18 protein-coding genes and 1 rRNA gene are annotated in these 16883 nt (G+C 71.7%); 6 read left to right on the forward strand and 13 right to left on the reverse strand.

The features are described from left to right. Together ACFZCF_RS00005 and ACFZCF_RS00010 are read right to left on the reverse strand one after the other, a co-directional pair. Positions 1 to 87: ribosomal RNA gene (locus ACFZCF_RS00005) — 16S ribosomal RNA — on the reverse strand; the annotation flags it as partial. Positions 88 to 564: 477 nt separating this feature from the next. Then, on the reverse strand, positions 565 to 1227 hold the full coding sequence (locus ACFZCF_RS00010) for a DNA-3-methyladenine glycosylase (RefSeq protein WP_391283581.1): 663 nt from the start codon (positions 1225 to 1227) through the stop codon (positions 565 to 567). Positions 1228 to 1314: 87 nt separating this feature from the next. On the opposite strand from ACFZCF_RS00010, the gene ACFZCF_RS00015 reads away from it, so the two are divergent. The 3 genes from ACFZCF_RS00015 (at position 1315) to ACFZCF_RS00025 (ending at position 3325) form a co-directional block, all read left to right on the forward strand. After that, positions 1315 to 2097: a sporulation protein gene (locus ACFZCF_RS00015; RefSeq protein ID WP_391283583.1), complete on the forward strand. Its 783-nt coding sequence runs from the start codon at positions 1315 to 1317 to the stop codon at positions 2095 to 2097. A gap of 25 nt (positions 2098 to 2122) precedes the next feature. Then, positions 2123 to 2662, forward strand: a complete 540-nt coding sequence (locus ACFZCF_RS00020) for a YbhB/YbcL family Raf kinase inhibitor-like protein (protein ID WP_388439014.1) — start codon at positions 2123 to 2125, stop codon at positions 2660 to 2662. 156 nt (positions 2663 to 2818) lie between these two features. Next, positions 2819 to 3325 carry an HNH endonuclease gene (locus tag ACFZCF_RS00025; RefSeq protein ID WP_031015619.1) on the forward strand — a complete coding sequence of 169 codons (507 nt, stop codon included), beginning with the start codon at positions 2819 to 2821 and terminating at the stop codon, positions 3323 to 3325. 50 nt (positions 3326 to 3375) lie between these two features. Here ACFZCF_RS00025 and ACFZCF_RS00030 read toward each other — a convergent pair whose 3' ends face one another. The 4 genes from ACFZCF_RS00030 to ACFZCF_RS00045 form a co-directional block, all read right to left on the reverse strand. After that, positions 3376 to 4143 carry a sulfite exporter TauE/SafE family protein gene (locus ACFZCF_RS00030; protein WP_388439017.1) on the reverse strand — a complete coding sequence of 256 codons (768 nt, stop codon included), beginning with the start codon at positions 4141 to 4143 and terminating at the stop codon, positions 3376 to 3378. Between the two features lie 110 nt (positions 4144 to 4253). After that, complete coding sequence (locus ACFZCF_RS00035) at positions 4254 to 5192, reverse strand: SPFH domain-containing protein (protein WP_388439020.1); 939 nt, start codon at positions 5190 to 5192, stop codon at positions 4254 to 4256. A gap of 97 nt (positions 5193 to 5289) precedes the next feature. Further along, positions 5290 to 5718, reverse strand: a complete 429-nt coding sequence (locus ACFZCF_RS00040; protein WP_391283586.1) for an NfeD family protein — start codon at positions 5716 to 5718, stop codon at positions 5290 to 5292. A gap of 92 nt (positions 5719 to 5810) precedes the next feature. Next, a complete protein-coding gene (locus ACFZCF_RS00045; RefSeq protein ID WP_388439026.1) occupies positions 5811 to 6602 on the reverse strand; it encodes an ABC transporter ATP-binding protein in 792 nt (263 codons plus the stop codon). Between the two features lie 144 nt (positions 6603 to 6746). Between ACFZCF_RS00045 and ACFZCF_RS00050 the strand changes: the two genes are divergently transcribed. Further along, positions 6747 to 7532 carry a hypothetical protein gene (locus ACFZCF_RS00050; RefSeq protein ID WP_388439028.1) on the forward strand — a complete coding sequence of 262 codons (786 nt, stop codon included), beginning with the start codon at positions 6747 to 6749 and terminating at the stop codon, positions 7530 to 7532. Positions 7533 to 7668: 136 nt separating this feature from the next. Here ACFZCF_RS00050 and ACFZCF_RS00055 read toward each other — a convergent pair whose 3' ends face one another. From ACFZCF_RS00055 to ACFZCF_RS00065, 3 genes are all read right to left on the reverse strand, one after another. Next, on the reverse strand, positions 7669 to 7911 hold the full coding sequence (locus tag ACFZCF_RS00055; protein WP_388439031.1) for a chaplin: 243 nt from the start codon (positions 7909 to 7911) through the stop codon (positions 7669 to 7671). Positions 7912 to 8065: 154 nt separating this feature from the next. Beyond that, positions 8066 to 8710 carry a response regulator gene (locus ACFZCF_RS00060; RefSeq protein WP_388439033.1) on the reverse strand — a complete coding sequence of 215 codons (645 nt, stop codon included), beginning with the start codon at positions 8708 to 8710 and terminating at the stop codon, positions 8066 to 8068. After that, the gene (locus ACFZCF_RS00065) at positions 8703 to 9851 is read right to left on the reverse strand and encodes a GAF domain-containing sensor histidine kinase (protein WP_388439036.1); all 1149 of its coding nucleotides are present in this window, start codon (positions 9849 to 9851) and stop codon (positions 8703 to 8705) included. The genes ACFZCF_RS00060 and ACFZCF_RS00065 overlap by 8 nt, the downstream gene beginning before the upstream one ends. A gap of 713 nt (positions 9852 to 10564) precedes the next feature. Between ACFZCF_RS00065 and ACFZCF_RS00070 the strand changes: the two genes are divergently transcribed. Continuing rightward, entirely contained in the window at positions 10565 to 11347 is a 783-nt protein-coding gene (locus tag ACFZCF_RS00070) for a transglycosylase SLT domain-containing protein (RefSeq protein ID WP_388439039.1), read from the forward strand. A gap of 73 nt (positions 11348 to 11420) precedes the next feature. Here the strand turns inward: ACFZCF_RS00070 and ACFZCF_RS00075 are convergent, their stop codons facing one another. Further along, complete coding sequence (locus ACFZCF_RS00075) at positions 11421 to 14027, reverse strand: FHA domain-containing protein (RefSeq protein WP_391283591.1); 2607 nt, start codon at positions 14025 to 14027, stop codon at positions 11421 to 11423. 233 nt (positions 14028 to 14260) lie between these two features. On the opposite strand from ACFZCF_RS00075, the gene serB reads away from it, so the two are divergent. Next, positions 14261 to 15499 carry a phosphoserine phosphatase SerB gene (gene serB, locus ACFZCF_RS00080; protein ID WP_388439045.1) on the forward strand — a complete coding sequence of 413 codons (1239 nt, stop codon included), beginning with the start codon at positions 14261 to 14263 and terminating at the stop codon, positions 15497 to 15499. Between the two features lie 284 nt (positions 15500 to 15783). On the opposite strand, the gene ACFZCF_RS00085 is transcribed toward serB, so the two are convergent. From ACFZCF_RS00085 to ACFZCF_RS00095, 3 genes are all read right to left on the reverse strand, one after another. Beyond that, a complete protein-coding gene (locus ACFZCF_RS00085; protein ID WP_388439049.1) occupies positions 15784 to 16302 on the reverse strand; it encodes a SixA phosphatase family protein in 519 nt (172 codons plus the stop codon). Between the two features lie 35 nt (positions 16303 to 16337). Continuing rightward, positions 16338 to 16541: a hypothetical protein gene (locus ACFZCF_RS00090; RefSeq protein ID WP_189950527.1), complete on the reverse strand. Its 204-nt coding sequence runs from the start codon at positions 16539 to 16541 to the stop codon at positions 16338 to 16340. A gap of 212 nt (positions 16542 to 16753) precedes the next feature. Continuing rightward, complete coding sequence (locus ACFZCF_RS00095) at positions 16754 to 16870, reverse strand: SGM_5486 family transporter-associated protein (RefSeq protein WP_359526894.1); 117 nt, start codon at positions 16868 to 16870, stop codon at positions 16754 to 16756. Between the last annotated feature and the right edge of the window lie 13 nt (positions 16871 to 16883).

The raw sequence follows: 16883 nt of genomic DNA on the forward strand, positions 1-16883 counted from the left end.
CCACCCCGAAGGGCTTCATCGTTCGACTTGCATGTGTTAAGCACGCCGCCAGCGTTCGTCCTGAGCCAGGATCAAACTCTCCGTGAATGTGTACCCGTAATCGGGTTCAACACTCGCGTTGAGCGGGACGGTCAAGTCGGAATAGGACCGACCGTCCACAGCGTCCTCGCTGTGTTTTGTTTCAAAGGAACCTCGACCAACCGAAACCGGCTGGACGGGGTATCAACTAATCTGGCGTTGATTTTTGGCACGCTGTTGAGTTCTCAAGGTGCGGACGCTTCCTTCGTTCCTGTCTCCAGGCCCTCCGGGCGCTTCCTTCGTTTCCGACTCTATCAGATCTTTCCGATCCGATTTCCTCGGTGCTTTCCGGTCCCGATTTGTTTTTCTCGGGGCCTTCCGGCGCTTCCACCACTTTAGCCGATTTCCCTGGCGGCTCATAATCGAGCCTTTCGAAACTAATTCCGGCATGCCGAAATAAGCCCCGAGGGGGTGTGTCGCATAGAAGTGGAGTGCCGCTCTCGGGGTGCTGAAAAAGCACCACCGTCTCAAGCGGCTCGGGCCACATTACGCGTCCGTTGCGGCCGGGTCAAGTCGCCTCTTGCGGGGCTGGTGGGCGCGGTACGGGCTGACCGTCGGGTCCTCCGCGATCCAGAAGCGCCAGGGGTGCGGAGCGCCGTCGCCGCCGACGCCCGTGCGGGGGCCGGTGCGGACCAGGGACGGGGTTGGGGGCGTACCGGTGAGGACGGACAGGGGGGCGTCGGTGCCGGCGCAGACGTCGGTGCCGTTGAGGGAACCGGGGACGTCCAGGGCGGTGGCGAGACGGGCCGGTCCCTTCGCCAGTTCGGCGTCCTTGCGGGCCGTGCGGCGGCGGGGACGGACCAGCTCCGCGCCGCGCAGGATCTCGCCGGCCCGGAGCAGCACACCGCTCGCCTCGCCCTCCGGGCCGCACACCAGGTTCAGGCAGTGCCACATGCCGTAGGTGAAGTAGACGTACGCGTGACCGGGCGGGCCGAACATCACGGCGTTCCGTGCCGTGCGGCCGCGGAAGGCGTGCGAGCCGGGGTCGACGGCGCCGGCGTACGCCTCCACCTCCGTGAGGCGCAGTTCCATGGTTCCCTCGTCGGTCGTACGGACGAGGGTGCGGCCGAGCAGGTCCGGGGCCACCTCCAGGACGGGGCGGTCGAAGAAACTCCGCGGCAGCGGCGTACGGTCGGGGCTCTCGCTCATGGCGTCCGAGGGTAACGGGGAGTCCGATGGAACCCGCTACGGTCGTGGCGCGTATGTAGGGGACAGGAACGAGAAGGAGAGAGTGCCATGGGATTCAAGAAGCTGCTGGCGAGCCTTGGTGCCGGTGGGGCGACCGTGGAGACGGTGCTCACCGAGGAGAACGTGGTCCCGGGCGGTGTCGTCCAGGGCGAGGTCCGGATCCAGGGCGGCAGCGTCGACCAGCAGATCGAGGGGCTGTCCGTCGGTCTCCAGGCGCGCGTCGAGGTCGAGGGCGGCGACCAGGAGCACAAGCAGGACGTCGAGTTCGTGAAGGTGCGGCTCGGGGGTGCCTTCGAGGTGAAGGCCGGGGCGGTGCACGTGGTGCCGTTCGGCCTGGAGATCCCGTGGGAGACGCCGGTCAACACGATCGGCGGGCAGCGGCTGCACGGCATGGAGATCGGCGTCTCCACCGAGCTGGAGATCGCGCGCGCGGTGGACTCGGGCGACCTCGACCCGATCAACGTGCACCCGCTGCCGGCGCAGCAGGCGATCCTCGACGCCTTCGTCCAGCTGGGCTTCCGCTTCAAGAGCGCGGACATGGAGCGCGGTCACATCCGCGGCACCCGCCAGCGGCTGCCCTTCTACCAGGAGATCGAGTTCTTCGCGCCGCAGCAGTACCACGGTCTGAACCAGGTCGAGGTCAGCTTCGTCGCGGACGACCGTGAGATGGACGTCGTCCTGGAGATGGACAAGAAGCCGGGGCTGTTCACCGAGGGCAGCGACTCCTTCCGGGCGTTCAAGGTGGGTCTGGACGACTACCAGGGCACCGACTGGAAGGCGTACCTCAACCAGTGGCTCGCCGAGGTCGGCGGCCGTCGCAACTGGCTCTAGCACGGAAGGGACGGAGGGTTCAGACATGGACCAGGGACAGCGGGCCCCGCTCCCCCACGCCTTCCATCCGCCGGTGGCCGAGTTCACCGTGGAGAGCGAGGACGTGGCGCCGGGCGGGGTGCTGAAGGACGCTCAGGTGTACGCGGCGGGGAACGTCTCCCCGCAGCTCCGCTGGGAGGGCTTCCCCGCGGAGACCAAGAGCTTCGCCGTGACCTGCTTCGACCCCGACGCGCCGACCGGCAGCGGTTTCTGGCACTGGGTGCTGTTCGACATCCCGGCGTCGGTCACCGAGCTGCCCGCGGGGGCCGGATCCGGTTCCTTCGAGGGGCTGCCGGCCGGGGCCGTGCACGCGCGCAACGACTACGGGTCGAAGGACTTCGGCGGGGCCGCCCCGCCGGCCGGGGACCCGGCGCACCGCTATGTGTTCACGGTGTACGCGGTGGACACGGAGAAGCTGGGGCCGGACGCGGACGCCTCGCCGGCCGTCGTCGGCTTCAACCTGCGCTTCCACACGCTGGGCCGGGCCCAGTTGGTCGGTGAGTACGCGGCTCCGCCGGCAGGCTGATCGTTCGTCTGTTGTTTGCCCGCTTCTGGTCTTGGAGAGATCAGAGGCGGGCATCTTTTGTTGCACACGAAATTGCGTTGTCCGACCCCGGCCGGCCCGGCCATCGTTGATCCAAGCCCGCCAGGGGGGTGGGCCGGCACACGGGAGGTGGGCACCATGCGGGACACGCTGGTTCTGAACGCGAGCTTCGAGCCGCTTTCGACGGTCACGCTCAACCGTGCGGTGGTGCTTGTCCTGCAGGACAAGGCCGTCGTGGAGCAGTCCCATCCGGATCTGCGGGTGCGGGCCGCCGCCGTCGACCTTCCGGTGCCGCGGGTGATCAGGCTCTGCCGGTTCGTGCGGGTGCCGTTCCGAAGACAGGCCCCGTGGTCGAGGAGGGGCGTGCTGGTCAGGGACCAACACCGGTGCGCGTACTGCGGGAGGCGCGCGACGACCGTGGACCACGTGGTGCCGCGGGCGCAGGGTGGTGGGGACAGTTGGCTGAATACGGTCGCTTCCTGCGCGGAGGACAACCACCGCAAGGCGGACCGGACGCCGGAGCAGGCGGGGATGCCGCTCCTCTTCGAGCCGTTCGTGCCGACGCCGGCGGACGCGATGCTGCTGGCGATGCGGGCCGGTGAGCGGTCGGAGCTGCCGGAATGGCTGGCGCGTACCGCCGCGTGAGCGGTGGGCCGAGCCGTGAGGGCCCGCTCCTGGGAGGGGCGGGCTCCCGGTCATTTCAGGGTGAGCTGGAGGATGGCGACGACGCCGACGGCGATGATGACGCCGCGCAGGACGGCGGGCTTGAGGCGGCGGCCGACCTTGGCGCCGATCTGGCCGCCGAGGGTGGAGCCGACGGCGATGAGGAGGACGGCGGTCCAGTCGAACTCGGCGACGAAGAGGAAGAAGACGGCGGCGACGCCGTTGACGAGGGCGCCGAGGATGTTCTTGACCGCGTTGATCCGCTGGAGGTCGTCGTGGAGGAGCAGGCCCATGAGGGAGAGGTAGAGGACTCCCTGGGCGGCGCCGAAGTAGCCGCCGTACATGCTGGCGAGGGTGAGGCCGACGAGGAGGGCGGGGCCGCCGTCGGGGTGGGCCTCGCTTCCGGTCTGCTCGCGGCGGCGCTGGACGGCGGCGGCGATGCGGGGCTGGAAGAGGACGAGGACCAGGGCCAGCCCGATGAGGATCGGGACGATGGCGTCGAAGGCCTCGGAGGGCAGGGCGAGGAGCAGGATCGCGCCGATGAGGCCGCCGACGAGGGCGGCTGCGCCGAGGCGGAGCACGCGGCGGGTCTGGCCCTTGAGCTCCCGGCGGTAGCCGATGGCTCCGCTGATGGAGCCGGGGACGAGGCCGAGGGCGTTGGAGACGTTCGCGGTGATCGGTGGCAGTCCGGTCGCGAGGAGGACCGGGAACGTGATGAGCGTTCCCGATCCGACGATGGTGTTGATGGCGCCGGCGCCGATGCCGGCGGCGAAGACCGCCAGGGCTTCCCAGATGGACAAAGCCGTTTCCTCACATGATCAGTGGTTCGCCTCCCCGCTCCGCGTGCGGCGGGAGTCGAGGGGCTCGCACTGATCATGCCCGGAGTTACGTGTACGTGTCATCCATTGGTTCAGTCGACGGTGGGCTCTTCGCGCCTGGCGGCCGGGACGTCCTTGGTGAAGGACGGGGACGGGGCGCCGCCCATGTTGCCGAGGGCGCCGGAAAGGCCCTTGAGAGCGTCGCCGATCTCGCTGGGCACGATCCAGAGCTTGTTGGCGTCGCCCTCGGCGATCTTGGGGAGCATCTGGAGGTACTGGTACGAGAGGAGCTTCTGGTCCGGGTCGCCGGCGTGGATGGCCTCGAAGACGGTGCGGACGGCCTGGGCCTCGCCCTCCGCCTTGAGCGCGGCGGCCTTGGCCTCGCCCTCGGCGCGGAGGATGGCGGACTGCTTCTCGCCCTCGGCGCGGAGGATCTCGGACTGGCGGACGCCCTCGGCCTGGAGGATGGCGGCGCGCTTGTCGCGGTCGGCGCGCATCTGCTTCTCCATCGAGTCCTGGATGGAGGTCGGCGGCTCGATGGCCTTGAGCTCGACGCGGTTGACGCGGATGCCCCACTTGCCGGTGGCCTCGTCGAGGACACCGCGGAGGGCGGCGTTGATGTCCTCGCGGGACGTGAGGGTCCGCTCCAGGTCCATGCCGCCGATGATGTTGCGCAGGGTGGTGACGGTGAGCTGCTCGATGGCCTGGATGTAGCTGGCCACCTCGTAGGTGGCGGCGCGGGCGTCGGTCACCTGGTAGTAGATGACGGTGTCGATGTTGACGACCAGGTTGTCCTGGGTGATCACCGGCTGGGGCGGGAACGGGACGACCTGTTCGCGGAGGTCGATGCGGTTGCGGATCGTGTCGATGAACGGGACGACGATGTTGAGGCCGGCGTTGAGGGTGCGGGTGTAGCGGCCGAAGCGCTCCACGATCGCGGCGCTGGCCTGCGGGATGACCTGGATCGTCTTGATCAGGGCGATGAAGACGAGCACCACCAGAATGATCAGGACGATGATGACTGCTGACATCGTGTTCCCCGTGCCCTTCGCTGCCGGTTTGTCTGCCGGGTTGCTCTTCCGATGATCGAGTTTCCCATGAGGTGGTGACGTCGGGGGCGGGCTTCGGTCAGATGACGACGGCGGTGGCGCCCTCGATCTCGACCACGTCGACCTCCTCGCCCGGTTCGAAGACGCGGCCGGCGTCGAGGGAGCGGGCGGACCAGATCTCGCCGGCGAGCTTGATGCGGCCGCCTTCGGCGTCGACCCGTTCCAGGACACGGGCCTGACGGCCCTTCAGGGCGTCGATGCCGGTGGCGTGGGCGGGGGCGCCCGCGCGGTGCCGGGCCGCGATGGGGCGTACGACGGCGAGGAGCGCGACGGAGACGGCCACGAAGACGATCACCTGGGCGACGATGCCGAAGCCGAGGGCGGCGGTGACCGCGCCGGCGACGGCGCCGACGGCGAACATGCCGAACTCCGGCATGGCGGTGAGGACCAGGGGAATGCCGAGCCCCACCGCGCCGATCAGCCACCAGATCCATGCGTCGATGTCCACACGGTCATGGTAGGGCGGGTGGGGCCTCGTGGGACAGGGCGCGGTGCCGTGGCTGTGCGGGTCACGGCGGTCCAGGACCCTGTGGGGCGGCACTACTTGAGGGGCAGGCCCTGGGCGGTCCAGCGGTCGCCGACGCGCTCGACGACGAGCGGGAGGCCGAAGCAGTGGGAGAGGTTGCGGGAGTTGAGCTCGGTCTCCATGGGTCCGGCGGCGAGCACCTTGCCCTGACGGATCATCAGGACGTGGGTGAAGCCGGGCGCGATCTCCTCGACGTGGTGGGTGACCATGATCATGGAGGGGGCGTACGGGTCCCGGGCCAGGCGGCCGAGGCGGCGGACGAGGTCCTCGCGGCCGCCGAGGTCGAGGCCCGCGGCGGGCTCGTCGAGGAGCAGGAGCTCGGGGTCGGTCATCATGGCGCGGGCGATCAGGGTGCGCTTGCGCTCGCCCTCGGAGAGGGTGCCGAACTTCCGGTCCAGGTACTCGGTCATGCCGAGGCGGTCGAGGAACGCCTTGGCGCGGGCCTCGTCGACCGGGTCGTAGTCCTCGTGCCAGGTGGCCGTCATGCCGTAGGCGGCGGTGAGGACGGTCTCGAGGACGGTCTGGCGCTTGGGGAGCTTCTCCGCCATGGCGATGCCGGCCATGCCGATGCGGGGGCGCAGCTCGAAGACGTCGACGGCGCCGAGGCGCTCGCCGAGGATGGTGGCGCTTCCGGCGGTGGGGTAGAGGTAGCTGGAGGCGAGGTTGAGGAGGGTGGTCTTGCCGGCGCCGTTCGGGCCGAGGATGACCCAGCGCTCCCCTTCCTTGACCGACCAGGAGACCTCGTCCACCAGAGCCCGTCCGTCGCGGACCACGGATACGTCCACCAGCTCCAGTACATCGCTCATGAGCGCGTTGTCTCCCCTTGCCGTCGAGTCGTGTCGGCTCGTGTCGTCGCCTTGGGCCGCGGGCGCGGCGTCCACGGGAAAACCTACGTCATCGGCGGGGCGGGCCGGTCCCTAGGGCGTCGTTCGGGTCCTTACTCTGGGGGGATGCTTTCGGAACCACGTGCAGGACGCCTGGCCGCCTGGGGCAACGCCCTCCTCGCCGGGGCGGTGTCGCCGGACGACGCGGCGCTGGCGATCGTCGGGGAGGACGCGGTGCACCGCGTGGCGGGGGTGCCGGGTGAGGCGGCTCCCGTGGGGCTGACGCTGGCGCTCGGCCGGCTGCGGCGGCTCGGGGTGACGGGGTGGCGGGTCGCGCTGCCCGCGCCGGGGCATCCGCTGGGGCTGAGCGGGCCGCCGGACTTCAACGCGCGCGCCTTGGAGGCGGAGGAGGCGGTGGTCGGGTACGGGGCTCCGTACGGGCTGGTGCCGGAGGTCACGGAGGCGGGGCCGCGCGGGGACGTGCACGTGGAGGTGGTGTGGCACTGCATGCCGGTGCGGGAGGCGCCGCCGGCCGACGTGCCCTCGCTGGGCGAGGCGGAGCGGGAACTGGCGGAGGCGCTGCGGGACGCGACGGCGACGCTGAGCCGGCTCGACGTGGCGGCGTCTGGGCCCGCGGCGGAGGCGGCGCGGGAGGCGTACCGGGCGCGGGCGGAGGCGAGCGGCGAGGTCCTCGCGCCCGGATACCCGGCCCGGGCGGTACGGGTCCTGGAGCTGGCCCGGCGGATCGGGCTGCTGGTCGACCTGGCGTACGGGAACGGGCACGGCGGTGCGATCAGCGCGTCCGAGATGGCGGCGCGGGGTGCCGCGCTGGCGCCGGTGGAGCGGGTGGCCCGGCGGGCGCGGGTCGCCGCGTACAACTCGTGGGTCGAGGAGCGAGAGCGGGGGGTCTGACCTTCGCGCCGGTACGGGCGGTGCCTCCGTGCGGCGCGCCCGGGGGTTTCGTCCCGTTCCTCCCCATTGGAGCGCGTTCCCGCGACGGCGCGGCCCCCGGGGGGAGGGTTCCCGGGGGCCGGTGGTGCGGGGGCGGTCAGCCGTTGAGGGCGTGGTTGCCGAAGGCGGGGTTGAGGAGGCCGATCACGTTGACCGTGTTGCCGGAGACGTTCACGGGGACGTGGACGGGGACCTGCACCAGGTTGCCGGAGGCGACGCCCGGGGAGTGGAGGGCCTGGCCGTGGGCGTCGGCTCCGTGGGCGGAGGCCACACCGGCACCGGCGGCGACGATGCCTCCGGCGACCATGGTGAGGGCGGCGGCCTTCTTGAGGTTCTTCACTGGGTACTTCCTCCTGGTCATCGCTGCGGCCGGTCCGCCGCAGCACGTCCTGGAGAACGTCGGCCGCCTCTCCGGGTTGCGCCGAATGGGGGATGTACACCCGACCGTATGACTAACTGAACGGGCGTGCGCCCCGGCGCGTGAACGGAGCGTTTCAGGTGGTGAGCCCGTGGCGGACCGCCCAGAGCGCCGCCTGCGTGCGGTCCGCCAGATCGAGCTTCATCAGGATGTTCGAGACATGGGTCTTCACCGTCTTCTCGGAGAGGACCAGGGCTCTGGCGATCTCCCGGTTGGAGCGGCCGTCGGCGATCAGGCCCAGCACCTCGCGCTCGCGCTCCGTGAGGGTGGTCCCCCTTCCCGTACCGCCCTGGGGCTCGTCCTGGGCCAGGAGCGCGCCGGCCACCTCGGGCTGGAGCAGGACGTGGCCGGCGTGGACGGAGCGGATCGCGCCGGCGAGGGCGTCGGGGTCGATGTCCTTGTAGACGTATCCCGAGGCGCCCGCGCGCAGGGCGGGGACGACCGTGCGCTGCTCGGTGAAGCTGGTGACGATCAGGACCCTGGCCGGGTTGGCCAGGGCGCGCAGCCGCCGGAGGGCCTCGATGCCGTCGGTGCCCGGCATCTTGATGTCCATGAGGACGACGTCCGGCCGGAGCTCCTCCGCGCGGGCGACGCCCTCCGCGCCGTCGGCGGCCTCGCCGACGACCTCTATGTCGTCCTGGACCTCCAGGAAGGTGCGCAGGCCGCGGCGGACGACCTGGTGGTCGTCGACCAGGAGCACGCGGATGGGCTTCTCAGCCACCGGGGACCTCCATCTCGATCGTGGTGCCCTCGCCGGGGGCGGAGGTCACGGTGAGGGCGCCGCCGACTCCGGCGGCGCGGTCGCGCATGGACACCAGGCCGAGGTGACGTCCGGCACTGCGGACGGTCGCGGGGTCGAAGCCGCGGCCGTCGTCGGCGACGGTGAGCCGGGCGCCCTGGCCGTGCCGGGCCAGGGTGACGGCGACCCGGGCGGCCTCCGCGTGCCGTAGGGCGTTGTGCAGGGCCTCCTGGGCGACCCTGAGGACGGCCTCCTCCTGGGCGGCGGGCAGGGCGCGGACGCCGGGGCTGTCGAAGACGACCGCGGCGGAGTGGGCACGGTCCAGGACCTGGATCTGGGTGCGCAGGGTGTGCACGAGTCCGTCCTCGTCGAGGGCGGCGGGGCGGAGCTCGACGACGGCGGCACGCAGTTCGTCGGCGGCCTCGGCGGCGAGCGCGGCGACCTGCTGGAGCTCGCCCTTGGCGCGGGCGGGGTCGCGGTCGACGAGGGCGGCGGCCGCCTGGGCGGTGAGCCGGAGGGAGAAGAGCTTCTGGCTGACGGCGTCGTGCAGCTCGTGGGCGAGGCGGGAGCGCTCCTCGGCGATGGTGAGCTCGCGGCTGCGCTCGTACAGCCGGGCGTTGGTGAGGGCGATGGCGGCGTGCTGGGCGAGGATGCCGAGCAGTTCCTCGTCCTCGGCGGTGAAGCCGCAGCCGCCGCCCTCGGGCCGGGCGCAGCGCTTGTTGGCGAGGAAGAGGGCGCCCAGGGTCTCGTCGCCGTCGCGGACCGGGAGGCCGAGGAAGTCGGAGAGCTCGGGGTGGGCGTCGGGCCAGCCGCCGAAGCGGGGGTCCTCGCGGACGTCGGCGAGCCGCTCGGGCTCGGCCTTGTGGAGCATCGCCGCCAGGACGCCGTGCTGGCGGGGCAGCGGGCCGATGGCCTTCCACTGGGCGTCGCTGACGCCGTCGACGACGAACTGGGCGAAGCCCCCGTGGTCGTCGGGGACGCCCAGGGCCGCGTACTCGGCGTCGAGCAGCTCGCGGGCGGAGGCCACGATCGTCTTGAGGACGTCGCGGACCTCCATCTGCCGGCTCATCGCCAGCAGCGCGGTGCTCACGGCGGCGAGGCCGGAGCCGGTTCGGTGACTCATGGCCTCACGGTACCGGCGCGGTGCGGCGGCCCGTATGGGGCCGCGGACGGCGGTGGCGCGGGTCTCGGGACCTAGGCCTTCGGGCTCGGGCGTACGGAGGCGGGGACGGACGGGGCCGGGAGGTCGGGGTTGGACGGAGGGCGGGGGCCGGGGCGGACGGGGGGCGGGGCGGACGGGGGGCGGGGGCCGGGGCTGACGGAGGCGGGACGCACGGGGAGCGGGAAGGACCCGGCCCCGGCGGCCTAGGGGCCGGGCGAACACCGGCGGCCGGGGGGACCCGCGAATAAGGGAGTGCACGCGCGCGTACGCCCGCGCGTACGCGAGGCGGGGCGGGCCCGGGGCGGAGCCCGTACGCCTTGGGCGGGAGCCGGCGGGGCGGGTTCTCCTCCGCAGCGTGGAGGGCGGTCACCGTGCGCATTGCTCACGCAACGTGCGGTGAGTTCGCCGGGGGCGCCGTGTGAGCCCGCGCATAGGACCCAGGTCACTTACGAAGCTGCCTAGTGGAGCGTCCGGTACCCCTCCAGGGCGGGGCGAACCGGGCGCGAAGCCGTTTCTCGGGCGACCGCGCGGTTCCCTGATCCACTACCCGGGATCGTACGTCACACCTTTGCCACGCGATTTTGCTGCCGCTAAGAATTGCCCCCGTCGCCGCCGAGCAGGCGCAGCGCCGCCCCGGCCCAGCGACCCCCAGCGATTCGAAGAGGTAGTCCTGCATGTCTCAGAACACCCCTGGCCACAGTCGTGGTCTGAAGAAGACCCACAAGGCCACGATCGCCGGCGTCGCCGCTCTGGGCGCTGCCGCGCTCACCCTGTCCCTCGTGCCGGGCAACGGCTCCACGGAGACCGAGCCGCAGGCACTGAACACCAGCCAGAAGGTCGCCTGGTCGTACGACGCCGGCAGCCCGCAGGCGAAGGCGCTCGCCGCGAGCGTCTCCGACCAGCAGACCACCATCGGCCTGAAGGCCAAGCAGGAGGCCGCCGCCGAGGCGAAGGCCGCTGCCGCCGCGAAGGCGAAGGCCGCGAAGGCCAAGGCCGCGGCGAAGGCGAAGGCCGACGCCGCCGCGAAGAAGCGGGCCGCCGAGGCGAAGGCCGCCGCGAAGGCCAAGGCCGCCGCCAAGAAGCGCGCCGCGACGAAGACGGCCGCGAGCCGTTCCGTCACCCGGACGCCGGTCTTCGCGAACAACCTCGACGGCTGGATCCGCGAGGCGCTGTTCATCATGGACAAGCACGACATCCCGGGCTCGTACCACGGCCTGCACAAGAACATCATGCGCGAGTCCAGCGGCAACCCGTTCGCGATCAACAACTGGGACATCAACGCCCGCAACGGCGTCCCGTCCAAGGGCCTGCTCCAGGTGATCTACCCGACCTTCAAGGCGTACCACGTGAAGGGCACCAAGTTCGACCAGTACGACCCGGTCGCCAACATCGTCGCCGCCGCCAACTACGCGGCCGACCGTTACGGCTCGATCGACAACGTCAACAGCGCGTACTGAGTCGTCCCGACCACGCCGGGAGGGCGGCACCCCGTGCGGGGTGCCGCCCTCCCGGCGTCGTGCTCCGGGGCCGTTACTTGCGCATGACCTCGGGCTCGTGGCGGCGCAGCAGCCGGGCGACGGCCACGCCGAGGACGACGGTCATGACGAGCAGCACGCCGACGTTGAAGCCCCACTGGCCGGCGCTGTGCTCCCACAGCGGGTCCAGGTCGGTGGGGTTCTTCGGGTCCCACGGCGCCATGAGGTGCGCGAGGTCGAGGGTGGTGCCGGCGCCGGCGATCGCCCAGCGGGAGGGCATCAGCCAGGCGAACTGCTCCAGGCCGGGCGAGCCGAAGACCTTGAAGAGGATGCCGGTGAAGACGACCTGGACGATCGCGAACATGACGAGCAGCGGCATGGTCTTCTCGGCGGTCTTCACCAGTGCGGAGATGACCAGGCCGACCATCATCGAGGTGAGGCCGAGCGCGATGACGGTGAGGCAGAGCTCGACGGCCGGCGGCATGAGCAGACCCTCGGCGGGCAGGTCGCGGATGGCGAAGCCGATGGCGCAGAGGATGACGCCCTGGAAGGCCGTGATGACGCCGAGGACGATCACCTTGGACATCAGGTAGGCCGAGCGGGACAGGCCGGTGGCGCGCTCGCGCTCGTAGATCACCCGTTCCTTGATCAGTTCTCGGACGGAGTTCGCCGCGCCGGAGAAGCACATGCCGACCGTGAGGATCAGCATGATGATGCCGGCGTCGCCGTTGAACCGGGACGGCGGGGTGGGCGGGGCGAGGCCGAAGTCGGCGGGGATGACCACGGAGACCGAGCCGATGACCGCGGGGAGGATCACCATGAGGGCGAGGAAGCCCTTGTCGGAGACGATCACCGAGGTGTAGCGGCGGATCAGGGTCCACAGCTGGGAGCCCCAGCCCTGCGGCTTCGGCGGGCGGGAGAGCGCCTGCTGCGGCATGTGGACGGGCTGGGCGGCGACGGCGTCGATGTCGGCGGCGTACAGCTGGTAGTGCTGCGAGCCCTTCCAGCGGCCGGCCCAGTCGTAGTCGCGGTAGTTCTCGAAGGCGGAGAAGACGTCGGCCCAGGAGGTGTAGCCGAAGAAGTTCAGCGCCTCGTCCGGCGGGCCGAAGTACGCCACGGAGCCGCCGGGGGCCATCACCAGGAGCTTGTCGCAGAGGGCGAGCTCGGCGACGGAGTGGGTCACGACGAGGACCGTGCGGCCGTCGTCGGCGAGGCCGCGGAGCAGCTGCATGACGTCGCGGTCCATGCCCGGGTCGAGACCGGAGGTCGGCTCGTCCAGGAAGATCAGCGACGGCTTGGTCAGCAGCTCCAGGGCGACGGAGACGCGCTTGCGCTGGCCACCGGAGAGGGAGGTGACCTTCTTCTCCTTGTGGATGTCCAGCTTGAGCTCGCGCAGCACCTCGTCGATGCGGGCCTCGCGCTCGGCGGTCGCCGTGTCACCGGGGAAGCGGAGCTTGGCCGCGTACCGGAGCGCCTTCTGGACGGTCAGCTCCTTGTGCAGGATGTCGTCCTGCGGGACCAGGCCAATGCGCTGGCGCAGCTCGGCGAACTGCTTGTAGAGGCTGCGGTTGTCGTAGAGGACGTCGCCCTGGTCGGCGGGCCGGTAGCCGGTGAGCGCCTTGAGGAGGGTGGACTTGCCGGAGCCGGAGGGGCCGATGACGCCGATGAGCGACTTCTCGGGGACGCCGAAGGAGACGTCCTTGAGGATCTGCTTGCCGCCGTCGACGGTGACGGTGAGGTGGCGGGCCGAGAAGGACACCGAGCCGGTGTCGACGAACTCTTCCAGCTGGCCGCCGACGATCCGGAAGGTGGAGTGGCCGACGCCGACGATGTCCTGGGGGCCGAGGAGGGCGGTGCCGCCCTTGGGGATCGGCTGGCCGTTGACGTAGGTGCCGTTGTGCGAGCCGAGGTCGCGGATCTCCATGCGGCCGTCGGGCGTGGCGTGGAACTCGGCGTGGTGGCGCGAGACCTGGAGGTCGGAGACGACCAGTTCGTTCTCGAGCGCGCGGCCGATGCGCATCACGTGGCCGAGGGCCAGCTGGTGGAAGGTGGTGGGGCTGCGGTCGGAGTAGGCCGACGACGCCCCCGCGGCGCCGCTGGTCTTCTGGGCGAGCTGCTCCACCGGACCGGGCCCCTGGTGGGGCACCTGCGGCGGGACCGGGTTGCCGTGCTGGTGCACGGGCTGCTGCGGTACGGGCTGCTGCCAGCCGGCCTGCTGCGGCGGCGCGTCGTGGCCGGCCCAGTCGGCCTGCGGCGGCGCGGTGTGGGCCGGGCCGACGCCCTGGTGGACCTGGCCCGGATGGGCCTGGCCCTGCTGCACCTGGCCCGGGTGACCGGCGTGCGCGGCCTGGCCGGCGTGCGCGGCGGACAGGTTCAGGCGCGGGCCGTCCGTCGGGTTGCCGAGGTGGACGGTGGTCCCGGGGCCGATCTCCAGCTGCTGGAGGCGCTGCCCGGCGACGAAGGTGCCGTTGGTGGAGCCGTGGTCCTCGATGGACCAGCTCCGGCCGTTCCAGCTGATGGTGGCGTGCCGCCACGAGACCCTGGCGTCGTCGATGACCAGGTCGCCCTGGGGGTCGCGCCCCAGGGTGTACGACCGGGACGGTTCGAGCGTCCAGGTCCTGCCGTTGAGTTTGAGTACGAGTTCTGGCACTCCATGCCCCACTGTGTGTCCCCCGATGCACCCCCGACCGGGGGCCCTAGGGATGGCGAATCATCCTGGGGAACTATTTCAGGCCGGGTCCCCGATCCGAAAGTCGGGCGGCGTGAAGACCCCGGGGAGGGCCGCCGGGGCGCTCCGGGGCGGCCCTCGGACGGGCGGGGGTCCGGCCGGGCGGGTGTCCGGAACGCGGGACGGGACGTCGGGTGGCACCGGGTGCCCGATACGGTGGGAGCACCATGAGCGCATCGCAGACACCGGACGTCCCCGCCGTTCACCCCGCGGACGTGCCCACGCTTCTCGTCAAGATCTTCGGGAAGGACCGGCCCGGGATCACGGCCGGCCTCTTCGACACCCTGGCCGCCTTCTCCGTGGACGTCGTCGACATCGAGCAGGTCGTGTCGCGCGGACGGCTCGTGCTGTGCGCGCTGGTCACCGAGCCGACCGTCGCCTCCCAGGGCGAGCTGCGCGCCACCGTGCACAGCTGGGCCGAGTCGCTGAAGCTCCAGGCCGAGATCATCTCGGGCCTCGGCGACAACCGGCCGCGCGGTGAGGGCCGCTCGCACGTCACGGTGCTGGGGCACCCGCTGACGGCCGAGCAGACGGCGGCCATAGCGGCCAGGATCGCCGGGACGGGCGGCAACATCGACCGCATCTTCCGGCTGGCGAAGTATCCGGTGACGGCGGTCGAGTTCGCGGTCTCGGGCTGTGAGACCGAGGCGCTGCGGACGGCGCTGGCCACCGAGGCGCACACCATCGGCGTGGACGTGGCCGTGGTGTCGGCGGGGCTGCACCGGCGGGCGCAGCGGCTGGTCGTGATGGACGTGGACTCGACGCTGATCCAGGACGAGGTGATCGAGCTCTTCGCGGCGCACGCCGGGTGCGAGGAGAAGGTCGCCGAGGTGACGGCGGCGGCGATGCGCGGCGAGCTGGACTTCGAGCAGTCGCTGCACGCGCGCGTGGCGCTCCTGGAGGGCCTGGACGCGTCGGTCGTGGACAAGGTGCGGGCCGAGGTGCGGCTCACGCCGGGCGCCCGGACACTGATCCGCACCCTGAAGCGGCTCGGCTACCAGGTGGGTGTGGTCTCGGGCGGCTTCACGCAGGTCACGGACGACCTGAAGGAGCGGCTCGGGCTCGACTTCGCCCAGGCCAACACCCTGGAGATCGTCGACGGGAAGCTCACCGGGCGGGTGACGGGCGAGATCGTGGACCGGGCGGGCAAGGCGCGGCTGCTGCGCCGCTTCGCGACGGAGGCCGGGGTGCCGCTGGCGCAGACGGTGGCGATCGGCGACGGCGCCAACGACCTGGACATGCTGAACGCGGCGGGGCTCGGGGTGGCCTTCAACGCCAAGCCGGTGGTGCGCGAGGCGGCGCACACGGCGGTGAACGTGCCGTTCCTCGACACGGTGCTGTACCTGCTCGGGATCACCCGCGAGGAGGTCGAGGCGGCGGACGGCGGCGAGGAGCTGCTGCACTGAGCCGGTCCCCCGGGTCCTCCCGTACGGGAAGGGGCCCGGCCGCCGTCGTGGCGGCCGGGCCCCTTCGCGCGTGAAACCGGCCTTCGGGGCGCTGCCCCGGAGGCCCTGCGGGGCGCCCGGGGCCCTGTGGGGTGCCCCGGGGGCCTTGTCGGGCGCTCGTGGCCCTGCCCGCGGGGCTCCCCCATAGGGGGTTCCCCCGTGCGCGCGTCGGTCGTGCCGGACGCGGAGCGGGCGTGGGACCGGTCGCGGGACCGGTCGTCGGATCGGTCGGGGAGGGTCCTGGATCAGTCGTGGGGTGTCCAGAAGTCGACGAGGCGGGTGCTCCCCGGCTCGACGGACTTCCAGGTGCCGGTGAAGGTGAGCACGGCGATGGCGGAGGTGGGGTAGCCGGTGCGGTTCATCCGGGTGAGGGCGTCGCCCTCGGCGTCGCCGGCCAGTACCTCGGCGAGGCCGTGCATGCCGGGGTTGTGGCCGATGACCAGGACGTCCCGCACGTCGTCCGGGACCTCGTTGAGCAGGGCGATGAGCTCGCCGGGGGACGCCTCGTAGATCCGCTCCTCGTAGACCGTGCGGGGCCGCTCGGGCAGTTCGTGGACGGCGAGCTTCCAGGTCTCACGGGTGCGCGCCGAGGTCGAACAGAGGGCGAGGTCGAAGGGGATCCCGGTCCGGGCGAGCCGGCGGCCCGCCACGGGGGCGTCCTTGCGGCCGCGCTCGGCGAGCGGGCGCTCGTGGTCGGTCTCCTGGCCCCAGTCTGCCTTCGCGTGCCGGAGCAGCACGATCCTGCGGGTTGTGTCGACGCTCATGGTCCTCAGCTTGGCACGAATCGGCCCGTCCTGACTCAGAGAGCGAGGGTTTGCCCGATGCGCTGGAGGAGGTGTCCCATCCCGCCGTCCCCTCCGGTCGCGGCGGCCTCGCCCGGACCGGTGACCAGCAGCAGGAGGACGGTGAAGGCGGCCACGGGGAGGGCGAGGGCCCACCAGGGCAGCCGGGTGTCGACGCCGGCGGGCGGGGTGCGGTCGCCGGTGCGGGTGAGGGCCGTCATGGCCGCCTCCGTGGTGGGGACGCCCCCGGGGCGGTGCCCCGGGGAAGGGTGGGAGCCGCGGGTGTCGCGGCGTGGTTCCACCGTAGGGAGCACGGGGGCCGTGGCCCATCCGGTGATCCACCCAGTCGCCCCTGAGTCTTCCCCCTAGGGGATGCGGGGGTTGTCCCTACCCCTGGGGAGGGTGCCCCGCCCCGGAGGGGGCGGGGGTCAGGTCACGGGGAGGCGATCGAGGCGATGACGGCGATGACGACCGTGATGCCGAGCATCGCGCCGAGCACGAGGAGCAGCTTCTTCTGGCCGCCCTGGGGATGGGGTTCGAGAACGGGCATGGGACCAGTCTCG

This window comes from Streptomyces sp. NPDC007945 (genome assembly GCF_042958885.1).
In the GTDB taxonomy this organism is placed as follows: Bacteria; Actinomycetota; Actinomycetes; order Streptomycetales; family Streptomycetaceae; genus Streptomyces.